Raw genomic sequence first — 26,549 nt, 5'->3', positions numbered from 1 at the left:
CGTGTACCGTCGACGCCGCATCACGCTTGCTGTGGCCAGCCTCCTCGTCCTGGGGCTTCTCGTCCTCGGAATCGTCGGAATCGTCAAAGCCATCGGCGGCCGTAGCGAAGGATCGGACAAGGTCGCTGCCGAAGAGACGACCCCGGCCGAATCGACGACCGCGGCACCCGTGCCGGATAAGAAGGCAGCGAGCGGAAAGTGCCCGGAGGACAAGGTCTCACTGAAGGCGAAGGTCGATCCGAAAAAGGTGAAGGACGGGAAAGAACCCGAATTCGGCATGGTCATCGAGAACGGGCACACCGCCACCTGCCTCATCGAAGTCGGCACCGACAAGCAGGAATTCATCGTCGAGAAGAACGGTGACGTCGTGTGGTCGTCGGAGTACTGCGCGGCGGCGAAAGACGAGAATGCCGAAGCTTCCACGGAGTTCGCACCGCAGTCGGAGAAGACCGCGAAGCTCAAGTGGAACCGGATCAAGGTCGACAAGAACTGCAACCGCGAAGACGATGACTTCGCCCCCGGTGACTATGAGCTCATTGTGAAGCTCGATGACAAGAAGAGCGAACCGACGAAGTTCACGCTCGAGAAGAGCGCCGCCGAAAAGGCCGAGGAGAAGAAGGCCGCGGAGGAGAAGAAGAAAGCCGACGAGGAGAAGAAGTCGGAAAAGGAATCCGGCGAGAAGGACTCCTCGGATGAGAAGCAGTCAGAGGAACCGCAGGACTGAGTCCTCAGGCACCGCGGTAGGAGCCGACTCCCCACGAGTTTCCATCGTGGTCGCGGAAGTCGAATTCGCGGCCGCCGTGAACCTGAGTCGCCACAGGTCGCACGATCGCATGCCCCATGTCGACGATCTCCTGGTAGAGTTGGTCGACTTCGCGTTCGGTGTCGACGACGACGTAGATCGAGCTGCCGCCCACCGAATCGAGGGCCGACCCGTCGTTGCGAACCGAACCGAACATGATGCCGCCGTTGTCACCGAACGCGAACTCGGCATGCTCGACGAGCGCCGGATCGTGCTCATTGCGCACGATCAGTCTTTCGGTGAACCCGAGCGTGACCAGCAGGTCGATCGTCGCTGCGGCATCGGTGGTCCGGAAGGCTGGAAAAACTGTCGTGGTCATGACACCAGGATGCTCCAAAACCAAGCGAAAGTCCCGGACTTTCTCACTTCTGACCCCGAAGAGCCTTCTTCGTCAGCATGAGTTCGACCGCTCCGGCGATGTGTTCGCACTCCTCGACTTCCATCTTGTCCGGCGCCGCCACATTGGTCATCGCTCCCTTGGCGACGACAGCGTGAGTGATGCCCAGCCGTTTGGCCTCGTTGAGGCGTTGGCCGAGATTGGGGACATTGCGAATCTCCCCTGACAGGCTGACCTCGCCGATCGCGACGAGGTGGCGGGCCAGCGGCTTGCCGAGCAGTGCCGAGGCCAGGGACATACAGATCGCGAGGTCGCTGGCCGGCTCGGAGAGCTTCGCTCCGCCGACGGTGGCGGTGAAGACATCGCTCTTGGCAAGGTTCGCCTGCGCGACGTTCTGGCTGAGCACAGCCAGCATCATCGCCACCCGGGAGGAATCGACTCCGGAGACCGAACGACGGGACTGGCCGCCGGCGGATTCTGTGATGAGTGATTGGACTTCGACGAGGAGCGGACGCTTGCCCTCCTGCGTCACCGTCAGGCACGTGCCGGGCGGGTTCGCACCGCTGCGCGAGAGGAACAGCCCCGAAGGGTCCTCGAGACTCTTGATCCCGTTCTCCTCCATATCGAAGCAGCCCACATCGTCGGTGGGGCCGAAACGATTCTTCACCGCTCGCAGCATGCGCAGACGCGAATGCCTCTCACCTTCGAAGGTGCACACGACATCGACGAGATGCTCGAGAAGGCGAGGACCGGCGATCGTGCCGTCCTTCGTGATGTGGCCGACGAGCACAGTCGGCAGAGACCGGGCCTTGGCTTCCCTGATGAGGGCGGACGCGACTTCGCGGACCTGGGTGACCCCGCCGGGGATGCCTTCGACCTCGGACGATGCCAACGTCTGGATCGAGTCGACGACGAGCAGCTCCGGCTGTTCGGATTCGATCATTCCCAGGACCGAACCCAGATCGGTCTCAGCAGCGAGGAGCAGTGAGTCGGCCAGGGCATTGATCCGTTCGGCGCGCAGTCGCACCTGACCGGCGGATTCCTCACCGGTGACATAGAGGACCTTGACCCCGAACATGGCGATCTTCGCGGCGACGTCGAGCAGCAGCGTCGACTTGCCGACCCCCGGCTCGCCGGAGAGCAGGACAACGGCGCCGGGCACGATGCCACCGCCGAGCACCCGATCGAACTCGGGGACGAACGTCGATCTCGCCTGCGCGAGGGTCGAGTCGATCTCGCTGATCGGCTTCGCCGCATTGGACTTCTTGACCTTAGTCTTCACCTTCGACGAGTTCGCGCCCTTTTCCTCAAGGGTGCCCCAGGCCTGGCATTCGGGGCAGCGTCCCAACCATTTGACCGTCGAATAGCCGCATTCCGAGCATGTGAAAGACATACCGCAATTCTGGCACGGGCCGCTGACATGGGAGCCCGGAGCTCGATCAGTCGAGCGCGGTGAGGATTCGGGGACCATCCTCGGTGATGGCGATCGTGTTCTCCGAATGGGCACCATTCGAACCATCGGCCAGACGCAGGGTCCAACCGTCTTTGTCGACGGAGAGCTTCTTCGAGGTGAACGACCACCAGGGTTCGATCGCCAGGGTCAGGCCTGGTTTGAGGACCAGCCCGCGACCGCCCTTGCCGCGGTTGGGCACGTGCGGATCCTCGTGCATCGTGTGGCCGAGGCCGTGGCCGCCGAAGTCGAGGTTGACGGGGATGCGGTGGGCATCGGCGACGTCACCGATGGCCTTCGAGATATCGCCGAGGCGGTTGCCTGCTTGGGCGGCACCGATTCCGGCTTCGAGACCGGCCCAGGTGGTGTCGATGAGGCGCTGGTCCTCGTCGCTGCCGTTGCCGACGACGACGGAGCGGGCGGCGTCGGCGACCCAGCCGTCGATGGATACGGCGAAGTCGAGTGTGAGCAGGTCGCCGTCCTTGAGGACATAGCTGTGCGGTTTGCCGTGGAGGACGCCGTCATTGACGGACAGGCAGATGACGTTGCGGAAGGGGCCGGAGCCGAAAGAGGGGGCGTAGTCCCAGTAGCAGGACTTCGCTCCGGCATCCTCAATGAGCTTCCGCGCGGTCTTCTCCAGGTGCATGATGTCCATGCCCGGTTCTGCGATCGAGGTCAGCTCGGCCAAGGTCTTCGCGACGAAACGGCCGGTCACCGCCATCTTGTCGATCTCGGCGGGCGTCTTCAGCTCAATCACAGGGGTCTCCTTAGGCGGGGTGCAGGGTTTCGTCGGCGTTCACTGGTCCAGACTCGATTTTAGTCCTCGGCGGTTGTGAAGTCGCGGCCGCACCCGGATCTGTGGTCAAGCAGACAGGCCCGAGCCGAGCTCAGCGTCACTCGGTTCGGTCTACCGGACAGCTGAGTCGAGAGCCGTCCGGTTCCTGAGGTCGTACCGGTGCCAGGCAATGTGCGCTTCTTGCCGGCCCGATCGCTGGCTCGGCATTTCGCTCAAGAAACTCCGTCGTTCAAGGCTGAGCGCGAATATCGCCTCGTGTACGGAACGATATCCGCGCCTAGCCTTGATCGACGCTTAAAGTGCTGTCTTGCAGGTAAGGAGTCTTGTGTTTTGTGACCTTGAAACGTAGGGTGCGCAGCATGAGGAACATCATCATGGCTTTCAGGGCAGGCATCGCCTTGGCAACCTCGGCGCTGTCGGGTGAAGAGGACCTCCGCTCGGGCGGGCCCTGGGTTCTCTCGCTCGTAGTCTTTCCCGCCTGCTCACTGCTCTGCCTCGCTTTCATTCTCCGCAACCACCGGCGACGGGAGCGTGCGGACGGCCAGCGTGAGCATGATTCTGCATCCTCGACTGCAGAGACAGGCGAGAGCGTGAGCAGCGAACGCTGAGGACACAGTCCTGCACGAGAGTCGATCGTTCAAGAGCCAGCGCGGATATCGCGTCGTGTACCACGTGATATCAGCGCTGGCCCTTGAACGACGTGAAGAGTCGCCGGTGGGCCCGTCCGCGCTTCGAGCAACCCACCGGACGAGGATCTCACCGCGCTCAGGGGACACAGCTCTCTCAGAGGAACTCGACTCCCTGCGCCAGTGGCAGCTCGCCGGAGTAGTTGATCGTGTTCGTGGCCGGACGCATATAGGCCTTCCACGAATCCGAACCCGACTCGCGTCCGCCGCCGGTCTCCTTCTCACCACCGAAGGCACCGCCGATCTCTGCACCGGAGGTACCGATGTTGACGTTGGCGATTCCGCAGTCGGAACGGGACAGGAACTTCTCGGACTCGGCGAGTTCGGCAGTGAAGATCGCCGAAGACAGCCCCTGCGGCACCCCGTTGTGAATCTCGAGCGCCTCATCGAGATCCGAATACGTGACGACGTAGAGGATCGGTGCGAAAGTTTCTTCCTTGACCACTGCGGTCTGACTGGGCATCCGCACCACGGCGGGTTCGACATAGTGAGCATCCGGGCGTTCATCGGCGAGCACTCGACCGCCTCCGCAGAGGATCTCGCCGCCCTCTGCCTCTGCCTGCTTGAGGGCCGCCTGCATTGCCTCGTACGAACCCGAATTGATGAGCGGTCCCACGAGCACTCCTTCATCAGTCGGCGAGCCGATGCTCAGCGTCTTGTACGCGGCGACGACCTTGTCGACGAACTCGTCCGCGATGGACTCGTGCACGATGAGCCGCCGCAGCGTCGTGCACCTCTGGCCGGCGGTTCCGGCGGCCGCGAAGACCACTCCGCGCAGCGCCAGGTCGATGTCGGCGCTCGGGGCGACGATGGCGGCGTTGTTGCCGCCGAGCTCGAGCAGGATCTTGCCGAAGCGCTCGGCCACGACGGGACCGACCTCGCGACCCATCCGCACCGATCCCGTCGCCGAGACCAAGGCCACGCGTTCATCCCGGACCATGGCATCGCCGACGTCCCGGCCGCCGACGAGGACAGGCGCGAGGTTCTCCGGTGCCCCCACCTCGGCGGCGGCCCGGGCCAGCAGGGACTGCGCCCCCAGCGCTGCGAGCACGGCGTTCTCCGAAGGCTTCCACACGACCGCGTCACCGGCGACCAGGGCCAGGGCAGTGTTCCAGGAATACACGGCCACGGGGAAGTTGAAGGCGGAGATGACGCCGACGATGCCGAGGGGATGCCACGTCTCCATGAGTCGGTGACCCGGCCGTTCGCTGGGCATGGTCTTGCCCCACAGCTGCCGGGACTGACCGAGCGCGAACTCGCAGATGTCGATCATCTCCTGGACTTCGCCGGCTGCCTCGGAGGGGGTCTTGCCGGCTTCGACGGTGATGATCTTGGCCAGATCCTCCTTGTGCTCGCCGAGCAGCTGTCCCCACCGCTGCACCAGCTGACCGCGGACCGGAGCGGGCACGTCCCGCCAGGTCTCGAACGCGGTCTGGGCCGCGGCGATCTTGTCCGCCGCCGTCTGCGCGGTGTCCGCGGCGATCGTGCCGAGATCCTGTCCCGTGATGGGGGAGCGAGCAGGCAGGCTCGCCGAGGCGGCCGACCCCTTGAGGACGGATGCGTCCACTCCGCAGGCGCTCAGTCCTGAGGTGAGGAGGTCGGTGATGGTCTGATCGGTGGGCAGTGCGGTCATTGCTGTCCTTTCGTCTTCCGCTGTGTCGATCGGCGGCTTGGCCGGTCGGCGGTGTTCAGTCGTTGTGGGGAGGCGGGATGTGAGGGGCGGGTGTGCGAGGACTCAGATCACGTTGAGCTCCTTACGCAGTCCGGTGGTGGTGAAGCGTCGTTTGTCCATGGGGGTCACGTCGACGAAGGGGGTGCGGCCGGTCATGAGGTCGGCGACGACCTCCCCGACGGCCGGGCCCATGAGGAAGCCGTGACCGGAGAACCCGCAGGCGTAGAAGAATCCCGGCCTCTCCTCGGCCTCGCCGATGAGGGCATTGTGGTCAGGCGTCATCTCATACAGTCCCGCCCACCCGTGTTTTGCTTCGACATCGCCGAGTTCCGGGGTGCGGGCTTCGATGTGCTCGGCCAGGGCGGCCAGCCAGTTCGGGTCGCGTTTGTCGTTGAAGGACCAGTCATCGACCTCATCGGGGCAGCCGAACAGCAGCCCGGACCCTTCCGGGTGGACGTAGTAGCTGGTGGAGAAGTCGATCGTGAAGGGCATCCGCGAGGTGTCGAAATCGACGGGTTCGGAGACCATGATCTCCCGCCGCAGCGGCTTCACGGGCAGGTCGACCCCGGCCGTGTCGCCGATGGGGCCGGACCAGGCTCCCGCCGCGACGACGACCTGTTCGCAGCTGATCGTGCCCTGATTCGTGATCACCGAGGTGGCTCTGCGATCCGTCCCGCCGTCGGTGTCGAATCCGGTGACCTCGCAGTTCTTGACCACCGTGACCCCGCGCTCGCGGGCGGCGGTGACGAAGCCTGCGACGACGGCCTCGGGGGTGCAGTGGCCGTCGCCGGGGTTGAACGCCCCGGCGATCAGCCCGTCGGTGTTGACGAATGGGGCTAGTTCGGCCACCTCGGCGACGGTGAGCATCCGCGAATCCAGGCCCATCCGCTGCTGCAGGGCCACATTGTCGGTGAACGCGCGCACGTCGTCATCGTTGTCGAGGAGGAACAGATAGCCGTTGCTGACCAGATCGATGTCGACGCCGAAATCGGTCTCGAAGTTCCGCAGCACTTCGAGCCCGCGGGCGGCCAAGGCGATGTTGACCTCGTCGGAGAATTGGCAGCGCACACCTCCGGCGGCCTTCGACGTCGATCCGGCTCCGGGGGTGTCGCGCTCGACGATGACGATGTCGCGGACTCCGCGTTCGGCCAGGTGGTAGGCGATGGCCGCTCCCATGACGCCGGCGCCGATGATGACGACGGAGGCTTCGGTGGGCAAGGCTCTGGACGTGTCGGGGACCCCGTCGGTGTCAGGGGTGGTGGTTGATGCGGTGGGGGATTCCACGGTTCACCTCGCTGTCTGCTGCCGGGGCGACCGTCGTTGGTCGCCCAGGAAACGAAGAGTGCCGACGGCGATGTCGGCGTTTGCGTCTTGACTTCATTGTGGTTGCCATCACACTTAAGGACAAGAGAGAGTTTGTGAACATAGTGTTCAAGAAACCTAAAGACAGGGGAGTGCCGCCATGACCTGGACGCTCGGACAGCTGCGGACGTTCGTCGCAGTGGCCGAACTCGGGTCGATGACGCGGGCGGCCGACCACCTCGGCTACAGCGTCGGGGCCGTGTCCCAGCACATCTCAGCGTTGAGCAGGGTCGTCGATTCCGACCTGTTCCGACGTCGCGGCCGCGGGCTCGTCCTCGCCGAAGCCGGGCGCACCCTGCTGCCCAGGGCACGGAACATCCTCGCCGCTCAGCAGCAGGCGGAGATGGCGATGCTCGGCCGGGACTTCCGCAGCGAGGCCATCGTCACCCTCGGCGTCTTCGGATCGGCATCGACGACGGCGCTGCCGAAGGTGGTGCGGGCGCTGGCCGAGCGCCATCCGCATATCGAAGTCCGGGCGCGGGAGATCAATGTCGAGACCATGTCGGCCGCCGTCATCGACGGGGTCATCGATCTGGGCATCGGGATCAACTACCCAGCTGCGCCGCTGCCGCCGATGCGCGGGCTGCGCTGGGAGGCTGTGGCCGAGGAGGACTTCGGCATCGTCGTCCCCGTGGGGACGTCCCGGCCGAGCGACGACGATCTGGCCGAGGCCGACTGGATCCTCCCACCGGCCGAGGAGCTCTTCGGTCGCGCGATGCGGTTGGCCACCTCGGCGCTGGGAATCAATGCGAAGGAGACCCACATCGTCACGGACACCGCGGTCGCGTTGGCGCTCGCCGGAACCGGGCTCGGCCTGACCCTGGCGACGCCGATCATGATGTCGTTGGGCGGGTCCGACGTCGACCTCCACCCGGTCGCGAAGGCGGGCGGACGCGAGATCATCGTGCTGACCTCCCCGGACCCCAGCGATCCGGTCCGGGCCGTCGCCAAGGTGGTCACCGACATCTTCGCCTGAGGTTCCGGCCTAGGATGAGGGCATGAGCTTCGACCATCAGTGGAACAAGGTACGCAGGGCCAACCCCGACCATTCGGCGAACTACGCGCAGCGGTGGCGTGATCTCGCGGCCGCTGGACATGACATCGGCGGTGAGGCCAGGTTCGTCAACGCCATGGCCCCGCGGGGATCGCGCATCCTCGACGCCGGCTGCGGAACCGGACGGGCGGGCGGGCTGCTCATCGACGAAGGGCACACCGTCTTCGGCGTCGACCTCGACGAGTTCCTCATCTCCGTCGCCGAGGAGGACTTCCCCAGCGGGGAATGGCACACCGGCGACCTCGCCGACTTCGATTTCGCCGGTGCCGGAATCACCGAGATCGACGTGGCGTTCTGCGCCGGAAACGTCCTGTCCTTCCTCGATCCCGCCTCGCGTCGGCAGACCCTCGGCAACATCAAATCGACCCTCAAACACGGCGGTCGATTCGTGTCCGGCTTCGGTGCCGGACGCGGGTACGATTTCGACGACTTCATCGAAGACGTCAAAGCCACGGGGATGTTCGTCGACCAGAAGTTCTCCACCTGGGAACTCCGTCCCTTCGAAGCTGACAGCGACTTCCTCGTCCTCATCGCCGAAAGGCTGTGAGCCGATCGATTCGCGATGGCGGCCGAACTAAGCTGGGATCGACCCGTACTGCTGATCAGCTGAAGGAGAATGATCATGATCTTCATCGTCGTGAAATATGACGTGAAACCCGAAAGCGTCGAGAAGTTCCCCGAGGCGGTGCGCGCCTTCACCGAGGCCGTGCGGGAAGAGCCCGGCAACCTGTGGTTCGAATGGTCGAAGAGCTTGGAGAACCCGAACGAGTTCGTGCTCGTCGAAGCGTTCACCGACGAAGGTGCCGAACCTCATGTCAAGAGCGACCATTTCGCCGCCGGTCTCGAATCGATGCGCCCGCACCTGGCCACGACCCCGAAGATCATCTCCCGCAAGATCGACGGTGAAGGCTGGGACGAGATGGGCGAACTCAAGATCGACTGATCGCCTTCCACACCTTCATCACGGGTCGATCGAGCACATAGACTTCTGCCATGGCGACCAAAGCGCAGAACATCGCATCGATCGAAAAGGCCCTCGACGAACCATGGGCCGACACCCGTGCTCGCTTGGAAGCGGCCGGAGGAGCGTCGGCGAGTCACAAGGAACTCGCCGACGCTCTCTATCCCCAGTTCGACGGCAAGGTCGACAACCACGGTTGGTGGGTCCAAGGAGCCGTCGTCGCCTATGAGCAGGAGATCGGACGCCGCGTCCCCGGCCAGCGGGCCGACGGCACCTTCGATGTCGCCGTGTCCCGCACCATCCCCGGCGATCGTTCCGCACTCATCGAAAAATTCGCGTCCCTCGTCGGCGACACCCTCAACGAGGTGGCCCTCGACGGTGATCCCCGCACCTCGGAGACGGCGAAGCGCTCCTTCTGGCGAGCCAACCTCGACGGCGGCATCAAGGTCGAAGCCGCCGCTGAGACGAAGAGCGAAGACAAAACCCTCTTCGTCCTCACCACGTCGAAGCTTCCCAGCCCCGAAGCCCTGGAGGAATGGCGGGCCTTCGGCAAGGACCTCCTCAAACAGCTCTGAGCTCTGACCGACCGGCAGCGGAACGGCTCCGACTTCTCGTGAGCACGGCAGCTCCGAGACACCCGATCCGCCTCAGCCGATGATCGGGTTCCAGACTCCGAGCATGTGAGCCGCACCGATCGCGATCCCGCAGACAGCCAGACTGAGAAACACCGCCACGACATCTCGGGTCGCGAAACTCGATCGCCGGCGCCAGGTGCGGCCCGGACGACCGAAAGCCCGTCCCTCCATCGCCATCGCCAAGGTCGTTGCCCGGCGAATCGAGACCACGAGCAGAACGAACACCCCGCTGAAGAGGCTGCCCGTGCGCCGCAGAAGCGAACCGCCGGCGACGCCTCTGGCCCGCCTGGCCATCGCCAGAATCTGCCACTCACTGACGAGCAGTCCGAGCAGGCGAGAAGCCGCCAGAACGGAGATCACGACGACCTCCGGCAGCCGCAGGTGCTGAATGAGCGCATCGGCGAGGTCACGCGGATCGATCGTCGACGCGAGCACAATGAGTGGGATCGCCAACGCCAGGGCACGGACGAAGATCGCCGCGGCCGCGGCCAGTGATCCCGTGGTGAACAGGACGGGGCCGACATCGACGACCACATCCCCGGTCTTCTCCGCCAACAGCGCCGTGCCCCAGGCCGCAAGCAGGGCGCCCGCCGGAAGGAACCACAGGCGCTTGGCCGCGGCCACCAGATCGAGTCCCGTCGCCGGCAGAGCCAGCAATGCTGCCAGCAGCACCACTCCAGCAGAGACGAGATCGATGCTCAGCAGCGCCCCGACCATGAGGATGAGAGCCACTGCGATCTTCGTCAGCGGATTGCACCGACCCAAAGCGGTCGAACGCACCACGGGGATGAGCTGCCCCGGATCCTGTACGGCGACCTCGGGGGACGAGTGAACGTGTTGGTCCAGGCCCTTACTCACCGCGATCACCCGCCCTGACATGCGAATCCGACTCACTGTCGCTGAAACGTTCTGCGCTGCTGCGGTCGCCGAGCTCGAGGAGATCGGCACTGATGGCTTCGAGGAACGCGTGATCATGACTGACCGCGACCACCGCAGAACCGTGTTCCAAGGCATCGACGAACATTTCCACCAGCCCCGCCCACGTCAGCGCATCCTGACCGAAAGTCGGCTCATCGACGATGAGCACCCGGGGCCGGGGAGCCAGCATCGCCGCCACCGACAGGCGACGCTTCTCCCCGCCGGAGAGACTCTGCGGATGAGCTTGCGCCAACCCGGTGAGCCCGAGTCCCTCAAGAAGCTCATCCACCCGAGCTCGAGACTCGGCGGCAGACCACCCGGCCAGCCGCGGACCCAGCTCGAGTTCGGCCGCCACGCTCGAGGTGAGGAACTGGTGGGCCGGTTCCTGGAAGACCATGCCGATACGCGCCGCCAGCTGCTTCGACGGCCAGGCGAACGGCCGGGGTCGTTTGGCTCCTTCTCGCAGGGCCGCCTCGGCGAGGACCTGCCCGGAGAATTCGGGCAGCAGGCCCGCCAAGGTCAGGGCCGTGGTCGATTTGCCCGCCCCGTTCGCACCGACGATTCCGAGCGCCTGACCAGCGCGCAGACTCAGGTCCAGGTCGGTCGCAGCGGGGGTGGCCATGCGCGGTCGGGCAACGCTGAGCCGATCTGTGCGCAGCAGAACCTCGCCGAGGCGGCCCGACGTTCCGCCGATTCCTGCGGTTCCGCCTCGGCGCGGGGCGGGGGAGTGCTGCGGCATCCAGATTCCGCAGTTGACGAGTGTTTCGGTCAGGTCGGGATCGGAGAAGACCTGCGCGGGCGGACCTTGGGCTGCGATGCCTTCGCGGCCGAGCACGATGACCCGGTCGACGTGATCGATCCACAGTTCGACCCGGTGCTCGACGACGAGCATTGTCGCCGCGGTCGCGGCCTGCACGGTGAGCACGGCATCGCGGACCTCGGTCGCCGAGGCGGGATCGATATTGGCCGTCGGCTCGTCGAGGACGATGACCTCGGGGGCCATCGCGTGGACCCCGGCCAGAGCCAGCCGCTGCTTCTGCCCACCGGACAGCGCAGCACTCGGATGCTCCGGCGGCAGATCGAGCCCCAACGCCTGCAGAGATCTGGGCACCTGAGCCTCGATTGCCTCGGCCGGGAATCCGAGGTTCTCCATCCCGAACGCCACGTCATCACCGATGCGGGAGAAGATCACCTGCGAATCGGGATCTTGGAGGACCAGCCCGGTGCTGTCTCGGCGAGGGTTCGGTTCCTCACCGCCGACGAGGAGTTCACCGGTGGCCTCACCCGATTCCTCGGGCAGGACGCCGGCGACGGCGTGGAGGAACGTCGATTTGCCGGCCCCGGAGGCACCGAGCAGCAGCACTTTCTCACCGGCGGCGATCTGCAGATCGAGTGGACCGACCGCAGGCACGTCACGGTCGGTGTGCGTCCACGAGAAGCCGGAAGCCGTGATCGGCAGTGCCATCAGCGCAGACGGCCGGAAGCGAAGGAGCTGAGCGCTCCGGTGGCCGCGATCGCCCGGTAGGCGAACCAAGCGCCGATTCCGGAGATGCCGAGACCGGAGACGATCGCGCAGACGGCGTAGATCGCCTGGAAGCCGAACTGCCATTCCGCGTTGTACATGATGTTCTCGCTCACGGCCATGAACGCCGCGGCCAGCATCCCCGAGGCCGCGGTGACCCACAGGGTGAAGCGCTTGTAGCCGAAGGCGGCGAAGACGAGTTCGGCACCGAGGCCCTGCAGGAGACCCGAGAGCAGAACTGTCGCTCCGAAGTGGGAGCCGAGGACGGCTTCGACGATGGCGGCGATGAGTTCGCACAGGAGCGCGGCACCGGGTTTGCGGATGATCGCCCCGGCCAGCGGGCCAGCAAGGACCCAGAGTCCTGCGATGAGACCGATCGACGGCGGGAATGCCTGGAAGGCGAGTTCGAGGACCTTCCAGCTCAGCGCCAACACCCAGAACACGAGCCCCACGGCAATGCCGAGAACGGCGGTGGTGACATAGTCGACCACCCGCCACTGTTTGGATTTCGGCGCCGCGGTGAGGGCGCGTGAAGAGGTGGGGGTGGTGTTCGGCGTGGTGGTATTCGGCATCGTGCCTCCTCATTTCAAGGAGGGGTGAAGAGTCTCGACTTCCTTCGGCGGTGCTAACCACATCAGGTTCGAGGGTCTGCAGCTTCTTCTGCACTCTCAGCGCCCCTGACGGCGCTCCCCTGTCGTAGCCACCACTGTACAACAGGGGAGCGACGCGGAGGCTGGGATCGGAAACGACGCGGAGTCCGGGGTCGGTCATCGAGGATTCACTTCCCGTTTCCCTTCCCGTCGACGGTCCTCGAACGACCGGACACTACTGGTCAGTAGGAATAGGCGGGTGAATACGCATCGACTGAAGAGACCGCTCAGTGCCCTGTCCGCCGCTACCCTGCTCGCCGCTCTGGTGGCGGCCCCGGTGCCCGTGCGTGCCGAACCATCTCTCGGTTCCGGAGGGTCGACCGCGACCCAGGGCACGAATGCCGACACTGCTCAGACTCCCAGCCCGGACCGGACGGATTCGCCCGCCGAGGCGGATGCGGGAAGCGAAGCGATCACCGATGCGGTGCTGCAGGTCGGCGCCGACCCCACTGCGCGCAACCTCTCGTGGATGAGTGAGAGCTCCGGTGGGGGAGAGGTCCGGTGGGCGCCGGCCAGTGAGGTCGACGGCGGAAAGCTCCCCGCCGATGCTGACAGGGCTGTGACCACGGACTCCGGCCTTGCCACCGACCTCAAGCGTCACTTCAACCATGCGAACATGACCGACCTCGAGCCCGACACCGAATACGCCTACCAGGTCGGCAACGAAGAGGACGGATTCACCGAGGTGCAGCAGTTCACCACAGGATCGTCCGGAGGAGACGACGAATTCCTCGTCTTCGGCGACCCCCAGGTCGGCGCCGGAGGCGGAGACCCCGACGACGCCGCCGGTTGGGACCGGACCCTGAGTTCGGCCGTGGCCACCGCCGACGACCCGAGCTTCTTCTACTCGCTGGGAGACCAGGTCAACTCCGCCGGCAACCAGGAGCAGTACGCACAGTACCTGGCACCGGAAGCCACCCGGACGATCCCGCAGGCGACGACGATCGGCAACCACGATGTGTCATCGAAAGCCTACGAACAGCACTTCAACCGACCCAATGTCAGCCAGGACCACGGCGGTGGCGGCGTCATCACCTCCGGCGGCGACTACTGGTTCATCGAGGACGGAGTCCTGTTCCTCAACATCAATTCGAACAGTTCGGACATGGACGCCCACGCCGATTTCATCGACGAAGTCGTCGCCGAGCACGGTGACCAGGCACGCTGGACGGTTCTCGGATTCCACCACTCGATCTATTCGACGGCCACGCACTGGGATGACCTCGATGTGAAGCGGCTGCGGAAGGAGATCCCTCCGGTCGCGGCCCGCAATGACATCGACCTCGTCGTCTCCGGCCACGACCACATCTACAACCGCACCTTCCTCATGGACGGCGAAGGCAAGCCCGTTGAGGGCTCCGAAGCGGGAGCCGAGGAGGAGAAGGAAGACGGGCAGACGCTCTACCTCACGCTGACCTCGTCATCGGGGTCGAAGTTCTATGGCTACGTTCCCGGCCTCGACTGGGAAGGCAAGAGCGTCCACAACGACGTGCCCGCCTTCACCCGGGTTCGAGTCAGCGACGAAGCGCTGCGAGCGACGACCTATGAGGTGCCGGCAGGCGGAGCGCCGGCCGATGGTGAACGCGCGGAAGCGCAGGCCGCAGCCGAGCAGATCGACGATGTCGAACTCAGGCGCGCCGAGGCGGAAGATCCAGCCCCGGATGACGACGCCGGTGCAGACGCGGATGGCGGGGCTGGAACAGAAGCCGACGCCGAGGCGGATGGTTCGGACGCCGAATCAGACGCCGGTGCGGGGGTCGGGGCTGAAGCGGATGGTTCCGATGCCGGACCAGAGGCCGGCGCCGGAGTCGATGCAGATGGCGCGGGAGAAGACGCAGACGCCGGCGCGGCGGGAGCCGAAGCCGACGGTTCGGAGAGCGATTCGGACGGTTCGGACGAAGGTGCGGAAACTGCCGGCACCGCCGACTCCGGCGCCGAGGCAGATGCGACCGAGGCGAACGCCGCAGGAACGGATGATGATTCGGACTCCTCTGGGACCGCCTCGGCGGGTGGGGACGGAGACCTGCCCCGCACCGGCGGTGGGCTTGCACTGCCCTTGGCCGTCGGGGCGGGGGCGCTGGCACTCGGCGCGACGCTCCTCGTTGTGAGCCGTCGCCGCCGAGATGCCGGGCTCAGCTGATCAGCACAGCCTTCCTGATCAGCACGGCGCCGCCGATCAGCTCGGCACCACCATGACCGGACCTTCGGCGTGGTTGAGGACCCCGCGCGAGACGGATCCCAGCAGAGCGCTGCGGATCCGTCCGCGCCCGCGGGTGCCCAGCACCGTCAGCTGTGCGCGCGAGCTGATCTCGACGAGGGTCTCCGTGGGATCGCCGACCGGCACCGAGGTGGTCACCGTCAGATCCGGGAACTGCTCGGACAGGGTTGCGGCTTCCTTCTCCAGACCTTCGGTCAGCTGTTTCTGCCGACGCGAGGTGACCTCGGAGCTGAGCTCGAGGTCGGGGTACCAGTAGAGCCATTCCTCACCGGCAGGCAGCACCACGACGAGTTCGAGTTCTGTGCCGCGTAAGGCGGCCTCGGCGGCTGCCGTGAACATGGCGACCCGACCGGTGTCGGAGCCGTCGACGGCGACGACGACCGGGCCTGTGTCCGCGGATGCTGACATCGACCGTTCGGAAACGACGATCGTCGGGCAGTGAGCGTGGGCAGGCAGAGCCGTGGATACGGACCCGAGGACTCGGCCCATGAAACCGCCGCGGCCGCGGGCGCCGACGATGACGACCTCGGCATCGGCGCTGAGCGTGACGAGCGCACCGGCGGAATTGCCGGGTGCGGTGCGGAAGGACTTCTCACCGGGGTAGGCGTGCAGAAGTTCGACCGCCTCGGCGAGGGTCTTCTCTGCTTCCTTCTTCGCCTTGTCATCCTCGGGTTCGCTGGGGATGGAGGCCATATTGGGGTAGATCATCGTCGGCAGCTCATAGGCAGTGACGACGGTGAGAACGGTTCTGCGGCGTTCGGCCTCGACTGCGCCGTAGCGGACGGCCTGAGCGGCGAGTTCGGAGCCGTCGAAGCCGACGAGGACGCCGAGTTCGAGGTTGAGGCCGGATTCGGACGAACTGGTTTGAGCAGACATCTCGCACCTCTCGATCGGGGCCTGTCCAACCCAGACGCCGACGACGGCCCCGACTGGCGGTATCGTCCGCGTCGCTTTCAGTCTACCAAGTCGGTTCTACAAGATGTAGAAAAAACGTGGGGTGAGAGGGTTCGTCTCACCCGGGCGTGCATCTGGCTCAGACCCGGAAGCCCAGATGGGCCAGTGCGATGCGCAGGATATGGTCCTGGCCGTAGCAGAGCTCGCCGACGATATCGGGACGCAGGGTCTCCTCGGGGGTCAGCCAATCGAGGCTGAGGGCATCGGCCCGTGGGGTGCATTCGCCGCGGACCTCCATGATGAAGCACATGGCGATCGCATGCTGGCGCGGATCGTGGAGGAGAGCCGAACCCTCGGTGGGGAAGTATTCGGCGATGTGGAACGGGCTGATCGCAGGCGGAATCACCGGCAGCGCCATCGGGCCGAGGTCGTTCTCGGCGTGACGCACCAGTGCGGTGCGGATGGTCTCGTGGAAGCGGATCCGCCCGCCCACGACCTCCCGTCCGAGGGTGCCGTCTTCGAGGCTGCGCAGCAGCAGGCCGATGCGTTCGACATTGCCGGTCTCGCCCACCCGCACCGGGATGGCGTTGACGTAGGGGATCGGCATGCGTCTGCGCAGGCGAGCGTATTCCGCGTCGTCGAACCAGTTCTCGTCGAAGTCCAGGGCAGTCCGAGTCATGACCCAATATTCCCACAACCATCCCTCGCGGCAGAAGACCATGGAGACCCTGTTGGTGAACTGGGACACGCTTCGGGTAAAATATCTTGATGTCGAGATAAATTTCCGACCGGCACGGACCTGCCAAGTGACGTGGCCTACAGTTGTGTCAGCACTATGTGACCATTTCCGGTCAAGGACTATGAAGGGGTATCCATGATCAATCATGAAGTCCGCACCTACAAGAGCTCAGAGAACCTGGCTCGCGAAGATCAGCTCGCATGGAAGATCGCCGAGGTCGCATCCGACCCGACGCCGGTCGATTCCGAAGTTACCGAAATGGTCATCAACCGCGTCATCGACAACGCTTCCGTCGCTGCCGCATCCGTGCGCCGCTCCGCTCCGACCCACGCTCGCGAGCAGGCTCAGGCCCACCCGTTCAATCCCGGTGCCAACATCTTCGGCCTGCCGGTGACCGACCGCTTCTCACCGGAATGGGCCGCTTGGGCCAACGGTGTGGCCGTGCGCGAACTCGATTTCCACGACACCTTCCTCGCCGCAGAGTACTCACACCCCGGTGACAACATCCCGGCAGTGCTCGCAGTCGCCCAGCACAAGGGCATCGGCGGCAAGGACCTCATCAACGGCATCGCCACCGGCTACGAGATCCAGGTCGACCTCGTCAAGGGAATGTGCCTGCACGAGCACAAGATCGACCACGTCGCCCACCTCGGCCCCTCGGCCGCAGCCGGCATCGGCGCCCTGCTCCACCTGCCCACCGAGGTCACCTTCCAGGCCGTCCAGCAGGCCCTGCATGTGACCACCGCGACCCGTCAGTCGCGCAAGGGCGAGATCTCGTCCTGGAAGGCCCACGCTCCCGCGTTCGCCGGCAAGATGGCCGTCGAATCCGTCGACCGTGCGATGCGCGGCGAAGGTGCCCCGAACCCGATCTACGAAGGTGAGGACGGCTTCATCGCCTGGATCCTCTCCGGCCCCGAGGCCCGCTACACCATCCCGCTGCCGGGCAAGGGCGAAGCGAAGCGTGCGATCCTCGACACCTACACCAAGGAGCACTCGGCCGAGTACCAGGCTCAGGCGCTCATCGACCTCGCCCGCAAGCTCGGCGGGCAGATCGAGGACCTGTCGAAGATCAAGCGCATCGTCATCCACACCTCGCACCACACCCACAACGTCATCGGCACCGGTGCGAACGATCCGCAGAAGATGGATCCGAAGGCCAGCCGTGAGACCCTCGATCACTCGATCATGTACATCTTCGCCGTGGCCATGCAGGACCAGGGCTGGCACCACGAGCACTCATATGCTCCCGAGCGCGCCGGCCGTCCCGACACCGTCGAGCTGTGGCACAAGATCGAGACCACCGAGGATCCCGAGTGGACCCGCCGCTACCACTCGATCGACCCGAACGAGAAGGCCTTCGGCGGACGCGTGGAGATCGAATTCGAGGACGGCTCGACGCTGACCGACGAGATCGCCGTCGCCGACGCCCACCCCTTCGGTGCGCGTCCCTTCGCCCGTGCGAACTACATCGAGAAGTTCAAGACCCTGGCCGAGGGCATCGTCTCCGATTCGGAGCAGACCCGCTTCCTCGATCTCGCCGAGAATCTCGAGAGCCTCGACGCCAAGGGCGTTGCGGAACTGAGCTTCACGGTCGACGGACTCGAGCACAGCGGATCGAAGGGCATCTTCTGATGCTCGGCGCACAGGCAACCCCCGCCGAGCGCCGCGCCAAGTTCCGCGAGCTGCTCGCAGGCGACGAGATCGTCCAGTTCCCCGGCGCCATCAACCCGATCAATGCTCAGATCATCGAGCAGACCGGCTTCGAAGGCGTCTACATCTCCGGTGGCGCGTTCTCCGCGGCCATGGGTCTGCCCGACATCGGGCTGACCACCCTCACCGAGGTGGCCGACCACGGACGCAATATCGCCCGAGTGACGAATCTGCCGACCTTCATCGACGCCGACACCGGATGGGGCGAAGCCATGAACGTGGCCCGCACCGTCCAGGAGTTCGAGGACGCCGGAATCTCGGGCATGCACCTGGAGGACCAGGTCAACCCGAAGCGCTGCGGCCACCTCGACGGCAAGGAGGTCGTGACCGCGGCCGAGATGTCCAAGCGCATCAAGGCCGCCGTCAAGGGGCGCCGAGACGAGAACTTCGTCATCTGCGCCCGCACCGACTCCCGCGCCGGGGAAGGCCTCGACGCCGCCATCGACCGGGCGAAGGCCTACGCCGATGCGGGAGCGGACATGATCTTCCCCGAGGCGATGCGAAATCTCGGAGAGTTCGAGAGATTCGCCTCCAGCGTCGATGTGCCGATCCTGGCGAACATGACGGAATTCGGAAAGAGCGAACTGTTCACCACCGAACAGTTGGCGAATGTCGGAGTCAAGCTTGTGATCTACCCGGTCACGACTCTGCGCATCGCCATGGGTGCGATCAGATCGGGCCTGCAGACCATTCGGGACAAGGGCACTCAGGTGGACCTGCTCGAGGGCATGCAGACCCGTGCGGACCTGTATGACACGATCGACTACGCGGCGTACAACGAGTTCGATGCCGCAGTCTTCAACTTCTCACAGGAGGGTCACCAGTGACCGAAGAAATCAAGAAGGGCCTCGCCGGTGTCGTGGTCGACACCACCGCAGTGTCCAAAGTGGTCCAGGAGACCAACTCGCTGACCTACCGCGGCTACCCCGTGCAGGAGCTCGCCGCCAAGCGCAGCTTCGAGGACGTCGCCTACCTCATCTGGAACGGCGAACTGCCCACCGAGGCGCAGCTGGCAGAATTCCAGGAACGCGAACGCTCCCAGCGTGAGATCGATGACAAGCTCGTCGACCTCATCCTCGGCCTGCCCAAGGACTGCCACCCGATGCACGTCGTGCAGACGGCTGTGGCCTACCTGGGCGCCGTCGACCCCGAGGCCGACACCGAGGGTGCCGAGGCGAACCTCGCGAAGGCCGAGCGTCTCTACGCCCAGCTGCCGACGATCGTGGCCATCGACCACCGTCGCCGTCACGGCCTCGACCCCGTCGCCCCGACGAAGGATCTCGGCTACGCCGCGAACTTCTTCAAGATGGTCTTCGACGAAGTTCCCGCCGAGGAGGTCGTGCGCTGCTTCGACGTGTCGATGATCCTCTACGCCGAGCACTCGTTCAACGCCTCGACCTTCACCGGTCGCGTCATCACCTCGACCACATCGGACCTGTACTCGGCCGTCGCCGGTGCCGTCGGTGCGCTCAAGGGCCCGCTGCACGGCGGAGCGAACGAAGCAGTCATGGCGATGCTCGAAGAGGTCGGCACCGCCGACAAGGCTTCGGCCTGGATCGACGAGGCGCTGGCCAAGAAGGCGAAGATCATGGGCTTCGGCCACCGCGTGTACAAAAACGGCGATTCGCGCGTTCCCACCATGCGCAAGGCCTTCGAGGACATGGTCGCCGTCAAGGGTGCGAACGATATGCTGGATCTGTACAACACTTTCGAAGAGGACTTCGTCGGGCGCAAGGGCATCTACCCGAACCTCGACTACCCCTCGGGCCCGGCTTACCACCTCATGGGCTTTGACACCGAGCAGTTCACCCCGATCTTCGTGATGGCCCGCATCACCGGCTGGACCGCTCATATCTTCGAGCAGCAGGCGAACAACGCCCTCATCCGTCCCCTGAGCGCCTACGACGGTGAGGACCAGCGCGAGGTTCCCGACAACCGGGGCTGACCTCTCGAAAGGCAGAACACACATGAGACCAGACGGCTCCTACCGTCCGGTCGATCTCGAGGGTTTCGACTTCACCGTCACCGGTGGGGTCGGAACCCTCGTCATTGATCGGACCGAAAAACGCAATGCGATCTCCCGACCCATGTGGCGGGCGCTGCCGGAGATCATCGCGAACGTCGATGCCGACGATTCGATCGGCGCGCTGGTGATCACCGGGGCCGGCGGGCACTTCTCCGCCGGTTCGGACATCGCCGACCTCAATGTGCCGCTCGATGATTTCTGGGAACTCAACTCCACCGCCGAGGCGGCACTGGCGAACTCCCGGACCCCGACGATCGCCGCGATCACCGGCAACTGCGTGGGCGGGGGAACGGAGATCGCCGCGGCCTGCGATATCCGCATCGCCGCCCCCGGATCGATCTTCGGCGTCACCGCAGCCAAGCTCGGACTCGTGTACCCGGCCGGACCCACGAAGCGGCTGGCGCAGATCCTCGGCGACGCCTGGGCACGCTACCTGCTCATCACGGCCTCGATCGTGAAGTTCGAGAAGATGGCCGAACTCGGGTTCTTCCACGAAGTCTCCGACACCCCACTCGAAACGGCGCAGGCCCTGGGGGAGCGGATCGTGGGACTGTCCCGGCTCAGCCAGGTCGGAGCCAAAGCAGTTCTCGACGGTGAACTGACCGAGGACACGGAGCCGCCTCGGTGGCTCGATGATGCCTACCGGGACGAGATCATCCGCGGTCAGGAAGCCTTCTTCGCCAAGGAACCGCCGGAATTCGGCTTCGCCAAATCCGCCTGGCAGAACGGTCCCCAGGTTCGTTCTCACGGAGGCCCACGGAGAGGATAAACTGAGCGAATGCGCCTAGCAGTCCTCGATATCGGCTCCAACAGCGTCCACCTCCTGGTCGTCGACGCCCACGTCGGAGCACCGCCCCTGCCGGCCACCTCGCACAAGGAGGTGCTCCGACTCGCGGAGTACTTGGGCGATGACGGATCGATCGATGCCGAAGGGCAGGACCGGCTGCGTTCCTTCATCACCGATGCCGTCGAGATCGCCGAGGATCAGGGAGCGGAGCAGATCCTCGCATTCGCCACCTCGGCGGTCAGGGAAGCTCCGAACGGGATCGGTCTCATCGAATCGATCAACGCTCAGCTCGGGGTCACCCTCAACGTCATGTCGGGCCGCGACGAAGCCCGCGTGACCTTCCTCGCCGCCCGTCGCTGGTTCGGGTGGTCGGCCGGAAAGATCCTGCTGCTCGACATCGGCGGCGGATCACTGGAGATCGCGGCAGGTCAGGACGAATACCCGCAGGCGGCCGTGTCGATTCCCCTCGGCGCCGGACGCACCTTTTCGGACTTCCTCCCGGACCCGATGCCCACCGCCGAGGACATCCACCGCCTGCGCAAACATGCCCGGGCGCAGATCGGACGCATCGCCGGCGACATCAATCGGGTCGGAGTGCCCGACCAGGTCGTCGGTTCGTCGAAGACCTTCCGCTCCCTGGCGCGCATCGCCGGTGCCGCTCCGAGCGGCGATGGAATCTATGCTCCCAGGAAGCTCTTCCGCCGCGACCTCGAAGGCATCATCGACACCCTCGCATCCCGCACCCCCGAAGAGCGGGCGACCCTGCCCGGCGTGTCCGAGGCGCGTGCCGGTCAGGTGCTGGCCGGAGCGATCGTCGCCGAGGCGGCCTTCACGATCTTCGACATCGGCGTGATGAACATCTCCCCATGGGCGCTGCGCGAAGGCATCATCATGCGCAAACTCGACCTCCTCGACTCTGCCGAACAGTCATCGGCGATGCGCGTCGAGCCCGTCGCCGCCCTCGACTGAGCAGCCTTCGCATCTGTCGGTTTGCTACCGGAATTCAGGTTCGCCTGCTAGTTTTTGATTAGTCGCCGAGGAAGCACCCGCACTGATCTGCCCGTGCCGATATCGGTGAAAGCCCGAATCTTCTTACGGAAAGTACTAATCTGCTGATGCGAAATGGTGAGCTGTCCCCGAACTTCCGCGACCAGGCGCTGGAGACTCTGAAGAAGACGAGCGCGACCGACCCGCTCGACGTCTTCGTCGTCGGCGGGGGAGTGACCGGAGCAGGATCGGCCTTCGACGCAGCCACGCGCGGACTCAAGGTCGGCGTCGTCGATGCCAAGGACTGGGCCTCGGGAACCTCGTCCCGATCCTCGAAGCTCATGCACGGCGGACTGCGCTACCTCGAGATGCTCGACTTCAAACTCGTTGCCGAGGCTCTCAAGGAACGCGACCTGCTGCTCCAGCACACCGCACCCCATCTCGTCGAACCCGTCGCCTTCGTTTTCCCCTTCGAACACCGCCTCATCGACCGCGCTTTCATCGGCTCCGGCGTGCTCCTCTACGACACGATGGCCACTCGGCCGGGCCGCAAACGGGCCGTGCCGATGCACCGCCACCTGGGGAAGAAGGCACTGAGCTCCCACTTCCCGGGCCTGGCCGACGACGCCGCCGTCGGAGCCCTCGAATACTATGACGCGAAGGTCGATGACGCCCGCTTCGTCATGACCCTGGTCCGCTCGGCCGTGAGCTACGGGGCCGCAGCCGCCAACCACGTCTCCGTCATCGGCTACCTCCACGACGGGGATCAGGTCACCGGCGTCCACGCCCGGGACGAGATCACCGGTGAAGAGTTCGACATCCATGCCCGCCGCACCATCCTCGCCGGAGGAGTCTGGACCGAAGAGCAGCAGGATCTGGCGAAGGCCGACGCCGGGCTCAAGGTGCTCGCCTCCAAGGGCGTGCACATCACGGTGGCCGAGGACAAGATCAAGGCCGACCCGAACACCGGAATCATCTCGAAGACGGAGAAGTCCGTCCTCTTCGTCATCCCCTGGGAAGGCTATTGGGTCATCGGCACCACCGATACCCCGTGGAACGAAGACGTCGACGCCCCGGTGGCGACCTCGCAGGACATCGACTACCTGCTCGAACACGCCAACGCCATCCTCGCCGACAAACTCACCCGCGACGACGTCATCGGCGTCTACTCCGGACTGCGGCCGCTGCTCCAGCCGGTCGTCAAGGAGGGGCAGGCTTCGACGAAGGTCTCCCGCGAGCACACCGTGATGGAGGTCGAACCGGCCCTCGCCGCGATCGCCGGAGGCAAGTTCACCACCTACCGGGTGATGGCCGAAGACGCCGTCGACTTCGTCCTCGGCGACGATGCGAAGGACCGCCGGTCGCTCACCGAATCCGTGCCGCTGCTCGGCGCCCAGGGAGTGGGTGCGCTGCGGCGCGGCCAATCCGGGATCGCGGAGAAGTACGGCTGGGACGAAGACCGCGTCAAGCGGCTCATCCGCCGTTACGGCACCCTCATCGAGGATCTGCTCGACCTCGTTGATGACGATCCCGAGCTCGGTCAGCCGCTGGAAGGCGCCGAACGCTACCTGCGCGTCGAGGCCCACTACGCGGCCGCAGCAGAGGGGGCCGTCCACCTCGGCGACATCCTCGAGAGGCGGATGCGGCTGAACTACGAAGCCCCGGACCGAGGCAAGAACGCCGCCGAGGCGGTCGCGGCCATCGTCGCGCCCGTCCTCGGATGGGGCGCCGATCGGCAGTCGGCCGAGGTTGAGAAATTCAACGCTCACGTCGACGCTCAGGTCGCGGCCGAGGCCATCGACGACGACGCCTCGGCGGCGGCCCTGGTCGGGGAGACTCTCCACTGAACCGTGCACAGCGAAGTGCGGAACCACAACGGAATACCGACAACTGAATATCGACCGACCCGGAGCACCCTCCGGGTCGACCATCGGCCGGAACACCCACCGGAAATGCAAACAATAGGAGTTTGTGAGATATGGGCACCATTTTCCTCTATGAGATCGCCGGTACAGCGATGCTCATGCTGCTCGGCGTCGGCGTCGTTGCCAACGTCGTACTCGGCAAGACGAAGGGCAACGGGGGCGGTTGGCTCCTCATCTCGTTCGGTTGGGGCCTCGCGGTCTTCGCCGGTGTCTTCGTCGCCTTCAAGACCGGCGCACACCTCAACCCGGCCGTCACCTTCGGCATCCTCGCCAGTGGAGCCTCGGAATACGCGGACGGAATTCCGGTCACCTTCGGCAATACCATCGCCTATCTCGCCGCCGAGATGATCGGTGCCATGATCGGTGCCTTCCTGGCCTGGGCCGTCTACAAGAAGCACTATGACGAAGAGAAGGAAGCCGGCAACATCCTCGGCACCTTCTCGACCGGTCCGGAGATCCGCAGCTACGGATGGAACTTCATCACCGAGGTCATCGCAACCTTCGTCCTCGTGTTCGTCATCCTGCTCTTCGGAGGTACCCCGGACAAGTTGGGACCATTGGCAGTCGGCCTCCTCGTCGTCGCCATCGGCGCCTCACTCGGCGGACCCACGGGCTACGCGATCAACCCTGCCCGTGACCTCGGACCCCGTATCGTCCACGCGCTGCTGCCGATCCCGAACAAGGGAAGCTCCGACTGGTCGTACTCGTGGGTGCCGATCGCCGGCCCCCTCGTGGGCGGCGTGCTTGCCGGTCTGGCCTCCCAAGCCTTCCTCTGAGTCGGTCAGCGGCAACAGCACCTCACCATCGAGACACAGCACCATCTGGACATAGCGTCATCGAGACACAGGAGTGAAGAATGAGCCAGGAAAAGTACATCCTCGCCATCGACCAGGGGACCACCTCGTCGAGGGCCATCGTCTTTGACCATGACGGTCAGATCGTGTCCTCGGGCCAACTCGAGCACGAACAGATCTTCCCGCGTGCCGGCTGGGTCGAACACGATGCAGAAGAGATCATCAGGAACACCAACGAGGCGATCGGCCAGGCCCTGACCAGGGCAGGCATCAACCGCCACCAGCTCGAGGGCGTTGGCATCACCAACCAGCGTGAGACCACGGTGATCTGGAACAAGAACACGGGCAAGCCCGTTTACAACGCGATCGTCTGGCAGGACACAAGAACCCAGAAGATCTGCGACGAACTGGCAGGGGACGAAGGTCCGGATAAGTACAAGGAACGGGTCGGGCTGCCCCTTGCCACGTACTTCGCGGGTCCGAAGGCCAAGTGGATCTTCGACAACGTCGACGGGGTCAAGGAGGCCGCCGAGGCAGGCGAGCTCCTCTTCGGCACCATGGACACCTGGGTGATCTGGAATCTCACAGGCGGCGTCAACGGCGGAATCCACGTCACCGACGTCACGAATGCCTCCCGGACGATGCTCATGAACATCAAGTCCCTTGACTGGAACGAGGAGATCGCCGGTGAGATGGGCATCCCCGTCTCGATGCTGCCGGAGATCAAGTCCTGTTCGGAGGTCTACGGCTACGGTGCCAAGAACGGCCTCATCATCGACACCCCGATCTGCGGCATCGTCGGTGACCAGCAGGCGGCGACCTTCGGTCAGGCCTGCTTCGAGAAGGGCCAGGCGAAGAACACCTACGGCACCGGCAACTTCATGCTCATCAACACCGGCACGGAGCCGGTGGCGAGCAAGAACGGCCTGCTGACCACCGTGGCCTACAAGATCGGCGACGACGAGGCAGTCTACGCCCTCGAGGGATCAGTGGCGGTCACGGGTTCGCTTGTGCAGTGGCTGCGCGACAACTTCGGAATCATCTCCGAGGCTCCAGAGGTGGAGACCCTGGCGAAGAACGTCGATGACAACGGCGGCTGCTACATCGTCCCCGCGTTCTCGGGTCTCTTCGCTCCGCACTGGGAGTCGGATGCCCGCGGTGTGATGGTGGGGCTGACTCGGTACGTCAACAAGAGCCACATTGCACGTGCGGCTCTCGAATCGGTGGCATTTCAGTCCCGCGAGGTCCTCGATGCGATGAACCTCGACTCGGGTGTCGAACTCACCGAACTCAAGGTCGATGGCGGCATGGTCGCCAACGAGACGCTCATGCAGTTCCAGGCCGACCTCCTCGGCGTGCCCGTCATCCGTCCCGAGGTCGTCGAGACCACGGCCCTGGGTGCTGCCTATGCGGCCGGTATCGCCGTGAAGTTCTGGAACGGTGAGGAAGATGTGAAGAACAACTGGCGCGAGGACAAGCGCTGGCTGCCGTCGATGGACGAGGAGAAGGTCGCCCGCGTCTACCGCCTCTGGAACAAGGCGGTCGAGAAGTCGAAGAACTGGGTCGACGACGACACCGAAGCCCTCTACGCCTGAATTACTACCTGACGGCGGCCCAGCAACCT

24 protein-coding genes and 1 riboswitch are annotated in these 26,549 nt (G+C 65.0%); of the genes, 14 read left to right on the top strand and 10 right to left on the bottom strand.

The features are described from left to right. Position 1: 1 nt before the first annotated feature. Positions 2-724, top strand: a complete 723-nt coding sequence (locus tag ACSBQT_RS09120) for a hypothetical protein (protein WP_435001630.1) — start codon at positions 2-4, stop codon at positions 722-724. Between the two features lie 4 nt (positions 725-728). Here ACSBQT_RS09120 and ACSBQT_RS09115 read toward each other — a convergent pair whose 3' ends face one another. From ACSBQT_RS09115 to ACSBQT_RS09095, 5 genes are all read right to left on the bottom strand, one after another. Next, positions 729-1,121, bottom strand: a complete 393-nt coding sequence (locus ACSBQT_RS09115; RefSeq protein ID WP_410710681.1) for a VOC family protein — start codon at positions 1,119-1,121, stop codon at positions 729-731. Positions 1,122-1,164: 43 nt separating this feature from the next. Further along, positions 1,165-2,532, bottom strand: a complete 1,368-nt coding sequence (gene radA / locus ACSBQT_RS09110; RefSeq protein ID WP_410710680.1) for a DNA repair protein RadA — start codon at positions 2,530-2,532, stop codon at positions 1,165-1,167. Positions 2,533-2,578: 46 nt separating this feature from the next. Beyond that, the gene (gene map / locus ACSBQT_RS09105) at positions 2,579-3,346 is read right to left on the bottom strand and encodes a type I methionyl aminopeptidase (protein WP_410710679.1); all 768 of its coding nucleotides are present in this window, start codon (positions 3,344-3,346) and stop codon (positions 2,579-2,581) included. Between the two features lie 822 nt (positions 3,347-4,168). Next, entirely contained in the window at positions 4,169-5,704 is a 1,536-nt protein-coding gene (gene amaB, locus ACSBQT_RS09100; protein WP_410710677.1) for an L-piperidine-6-carboxylate dehydrogenase, read from the bottom strand. 102 nt (positions 5,705-5,806) lie between these two features. Then, positions 5,807-7,027, bottom strand: coding sequence for an NAD(P)/FAD-dependent oxidoreductase (locus ACSBQT_RS09095; protein WP_410710676.1), 1,221 nt, complete (start codon positions 7,025-7,027; stop codon positions 5,807-5,809). 178 nt (positions 7,028-7,205) lie between these two features. Here ACSBQT_RS09095 and ACSBQT_RS09090 point away from each other — a divergent pair, with 178 nt between their 5' ends. The 4 genes from ACSBQT_RS09090 to ACSBQT_RS09075 all read left to right on the top strand — a co-directional run bounded on the left by ACSBQT_RS09090 (position 7,206) and on the right by ACSBQT_RS09075 (position 9,695). Then, entirely contained in the window at positions 7,206-8,081 is an 876-nt protein-coding gene (locus ACSBQT_RS09090; protein ID WP_410710675.1) for a LysR family transcriptional regulator, read from the top strand. A gap of 22 nt (positions 8,082-8,103) precedes the next feature. Continuing rightward, positions 8,104-8,706 carry a class I SAM-dependent methyltransferase gene (locus ACSBQT_RS09085; RefSeq protein WP_139468637.1) on the top strand — a complete coding sequence of 201 codons (603 nt, stop codon included), beginning with the start codon at positions 8,104-8,106 and terminating at the stop codon, positions 8,704-8,706. Positions 8,707-8,781: 75 nt separating this feature from the next. Beyond that, entirely contained in the window at positions 8,782-9,102 is a 321-nt protein-coding gene (locus tag ACSBQT_RS09080) for a putative quinol monooxygenase (protein ID WP_039206485.1), read from the top strand. A gap of 50 nt (positions 9,103-9,152) precedes the next feature. Continuing rightward, entirely contained in the window at positions 9,153-9,695 is a 543-nt protein-coding gene (locus ACSBQT_RS09075) for a hypothetical protein (RefSeq protein WP_410710674.1), read from the top strand. Positions 9,696-9,767: 72 nt separating this feature from the next. Here the strand turns inward: ACSBQT_RS09075 and ACSBQT_RS09070 are convergent, their stop codons facing one another. The 3 genes from ACSBQT_RS09070 to ACSBQT_RS09060 are packed head-to-tail and all read right to left on the bottom strand — an operon-like array spanning position 9,768 to position 12,767. Further along, positions 9,768-10,613: an energy-coupling factor transporter transmembrane component T family protein gene (locus ACSBQT_RS09070; RefSeq protein WP_410710673.1), complete on the bottom strand. Its 846-nt coding sequence runs from the start codon at positions 10,611-10,613 to the stop codon at positions 9,768-9,770. Further along, positions 10,606-12,138: an ABC transporter ATP-binding protein gene (locus ACSBQT_RS09065; protein WP_410710672.1), complete on the bottom strand. Its 1,533-nt coding sequence runs from the start codon at positions 12,136-12,138 to the stop codon at positions 10,606-10,608. The genes ACSBQT_RS09070 and ACSBQT_RS09065 overlap by 8 nt, the downstream gene beginning before the upstream one ends. Further along, positions 12,138-12,767: an ECF transporter S component gene (locus ACSBQT_RS09060; RefSeq protein ID WP_410710671.1), complete on the bottom strand. Its 630-nt coding sequence runs from the start codon at positions 12,765-12,767 to the stop codon at positions 12,138-12,140. The genes ACSBQT_RS09065 and ACSBQT_RS09060 overlap by 1 nt, the downstream gene beginning before the upstream one ends. Before the next feature lie 22 nt (positions 12,768-12,789). Continuing rightward, a riboswitch (TPP riboswitch) is annotated at positions 12,790-12,898 on the bottom strand. A gap of 146 nt (positions 12,899-13,044) precedes the next feature. Between ACSBQT_RS09060 and ACSBQT_RS09055 the strand changes: the two genes are divergently transcribed. Beyond that, positions 13,045-14,985, top strand: a complete 1,941-nt coding sequence (locus ACSBQT_RS09055; protein ID WP_410710670.1) for a fibronectin type III domain-containing protein — start codon at positions 13,045-13,047, stop codon at positions 14,983-14,985. Positions 14,986-15,021: 36 nt separating this feature from the next. On the opposite strand, the gene ACSBQT_RS09050 is transcribed toward ACSBQT_RS09055, so the two are convergent. Then, on the bottom strand, positions 15,022-15,939 hold the full coding sequence (locus tag ACSBQT_RS09050) for a universal stress protein (RefSeq protein ID WP_410710669.1): 918 nt from the start codon (positions 15,937-15,939) through the stop codon (positions 15,022-15,024). Positions 15,940-16,096: 157 nt separating this feature from the next. Beyond that, positions 16,097-16,636, bottom strand: coding sequence for a DUF4916 domain-containing protein (locus tag ACSBQT_RS09045; protein ID WP_025777997.1), 540 nt, complete (start codon positions 16,634-16,636; stop codon positions 16,097-16,099). A 195-nt stretch (positions 16,637-16,831) separates the two neighbouring features. Here ACSBQT_RS09045 and ACSBQT_RS09040 point away from each other — a divergent pair, with 195 nt between their 5' ends. From ACSBQT_RS09040 to glpK, 8 genes are all read left to right on the top strand, one after another. Further along, the gene (locus ACSBQT_RS09040) at positions 16,832-18,328 is read left to right on the top strand and encodes an MmgE/PrpD family protein (protein ID WP_410710668.1); all 1,497 of its coding nucleotides are present in this window, start codon (positions 16,832-16,834) and stop codon (positions 18,326-18,328) included. Then, positions 18,328-19,233 (top strand): methylisocitrate lyase, encoded by a 906-nt coding sequence (gene prpB, locus ACSBQT_RS09035; RefSeq protein WP_410710667.1) that lies wholly within the window; start codon positions 18,328-18,330, stop codon positions 19,231-19,233. The genes ACSBQT_RS09040 and prpB overlap by 1 nt, the downstream gene beginning before the upstream one ends. After that, a complete protein-coding gene (locus ACSBQT_RS09030) occupies positions 19,230-20,351 on the top strand; it encodes a bifunctional 2-methylcitrate synthase/citrate synthase (protein ID WP_435001629.1) in 1,122 nt (373 codons plus the stop codon). The genes prpB and ACSBQT_RS09030 overlap by 4 nt, the downstream gene beginning before the upstream one ends. A gap of 22 nt (positions 20,352-20,373) precedes the next feature. After that, on the top strand, positions 20,374-21,201 hold the full coding sequence (locus ACSBQT_RS09025) for an enoyl-CoA hydratase/isomerase family protein (RefSeq protein WP_410710666.1): 828 nt from the start codon (positions 20,374-20,376) through the stop codon (positions 21,199-21,201). A gap of 9 nt (positions 21,202-21,210) precedes the next feature. Beyond that, positions 21,211-22,188 carry a Ppx/GppA phosphatase family protein gene (locus ACSBQT_RS09020; protein ID WP_410710665.1) on the top strand — a complete coding sequence of 326 codons (978 nt, stop codon included), beginning with the start codon at positions 21,211-21,213 and terminating at the stop codon, positions 22,186-22,188. A 146-nt stretch (positions 22,189-22,334) separates the two neighbouring features. Continuing rightward, positions 22,335-24,053 (top strand): glycerol-3-phosphate dehydrogenase/oxidase, encoded by a 1,719-nt coding sequence (locus ACSBQT_RS09015; protein ID WP_410710664.1) that lies wholly within the window; start codon positions 22,335-22,337, stop codon positions 24,051-24,053. Between the two features lie 131 nt (positions 24,054-24,184). Beyond that, entirely contained in the window at positions 24,185-24,907 is a 723-nt protein-coding gene (locus ACSBQT_RS09010) for an MIP/aquaporin family protein (protein WP_410710663.1), read from the top strand. A gap of 80 nt (positions 24,908-24,987) precedes the next feature. Beyond that, a complete protein-coding gene (gene glpK / locus ACSBQT_RS09005; protein WP_410710662.1) occupies positions 24,988-26,520 on the top strand; it encodes a glycerol kinase GlpK in 1,533 nt (510 codons plus the stop codon). Positions 26,521-26,549 lie beyond the last annotated feature (29 nt).

This window comes from Brevibacterium sp. H602 (assembly GCF_051172395.1).
Taxonomy (GTDB): Bacteria; Actinomycetota; Actinomycetes; order Actinomycetales; family Brevibacteriaceae; genus Brevibacterium.
This window is presented reverse-complemented; position numbering and strand designations above follow the sequence as displayed.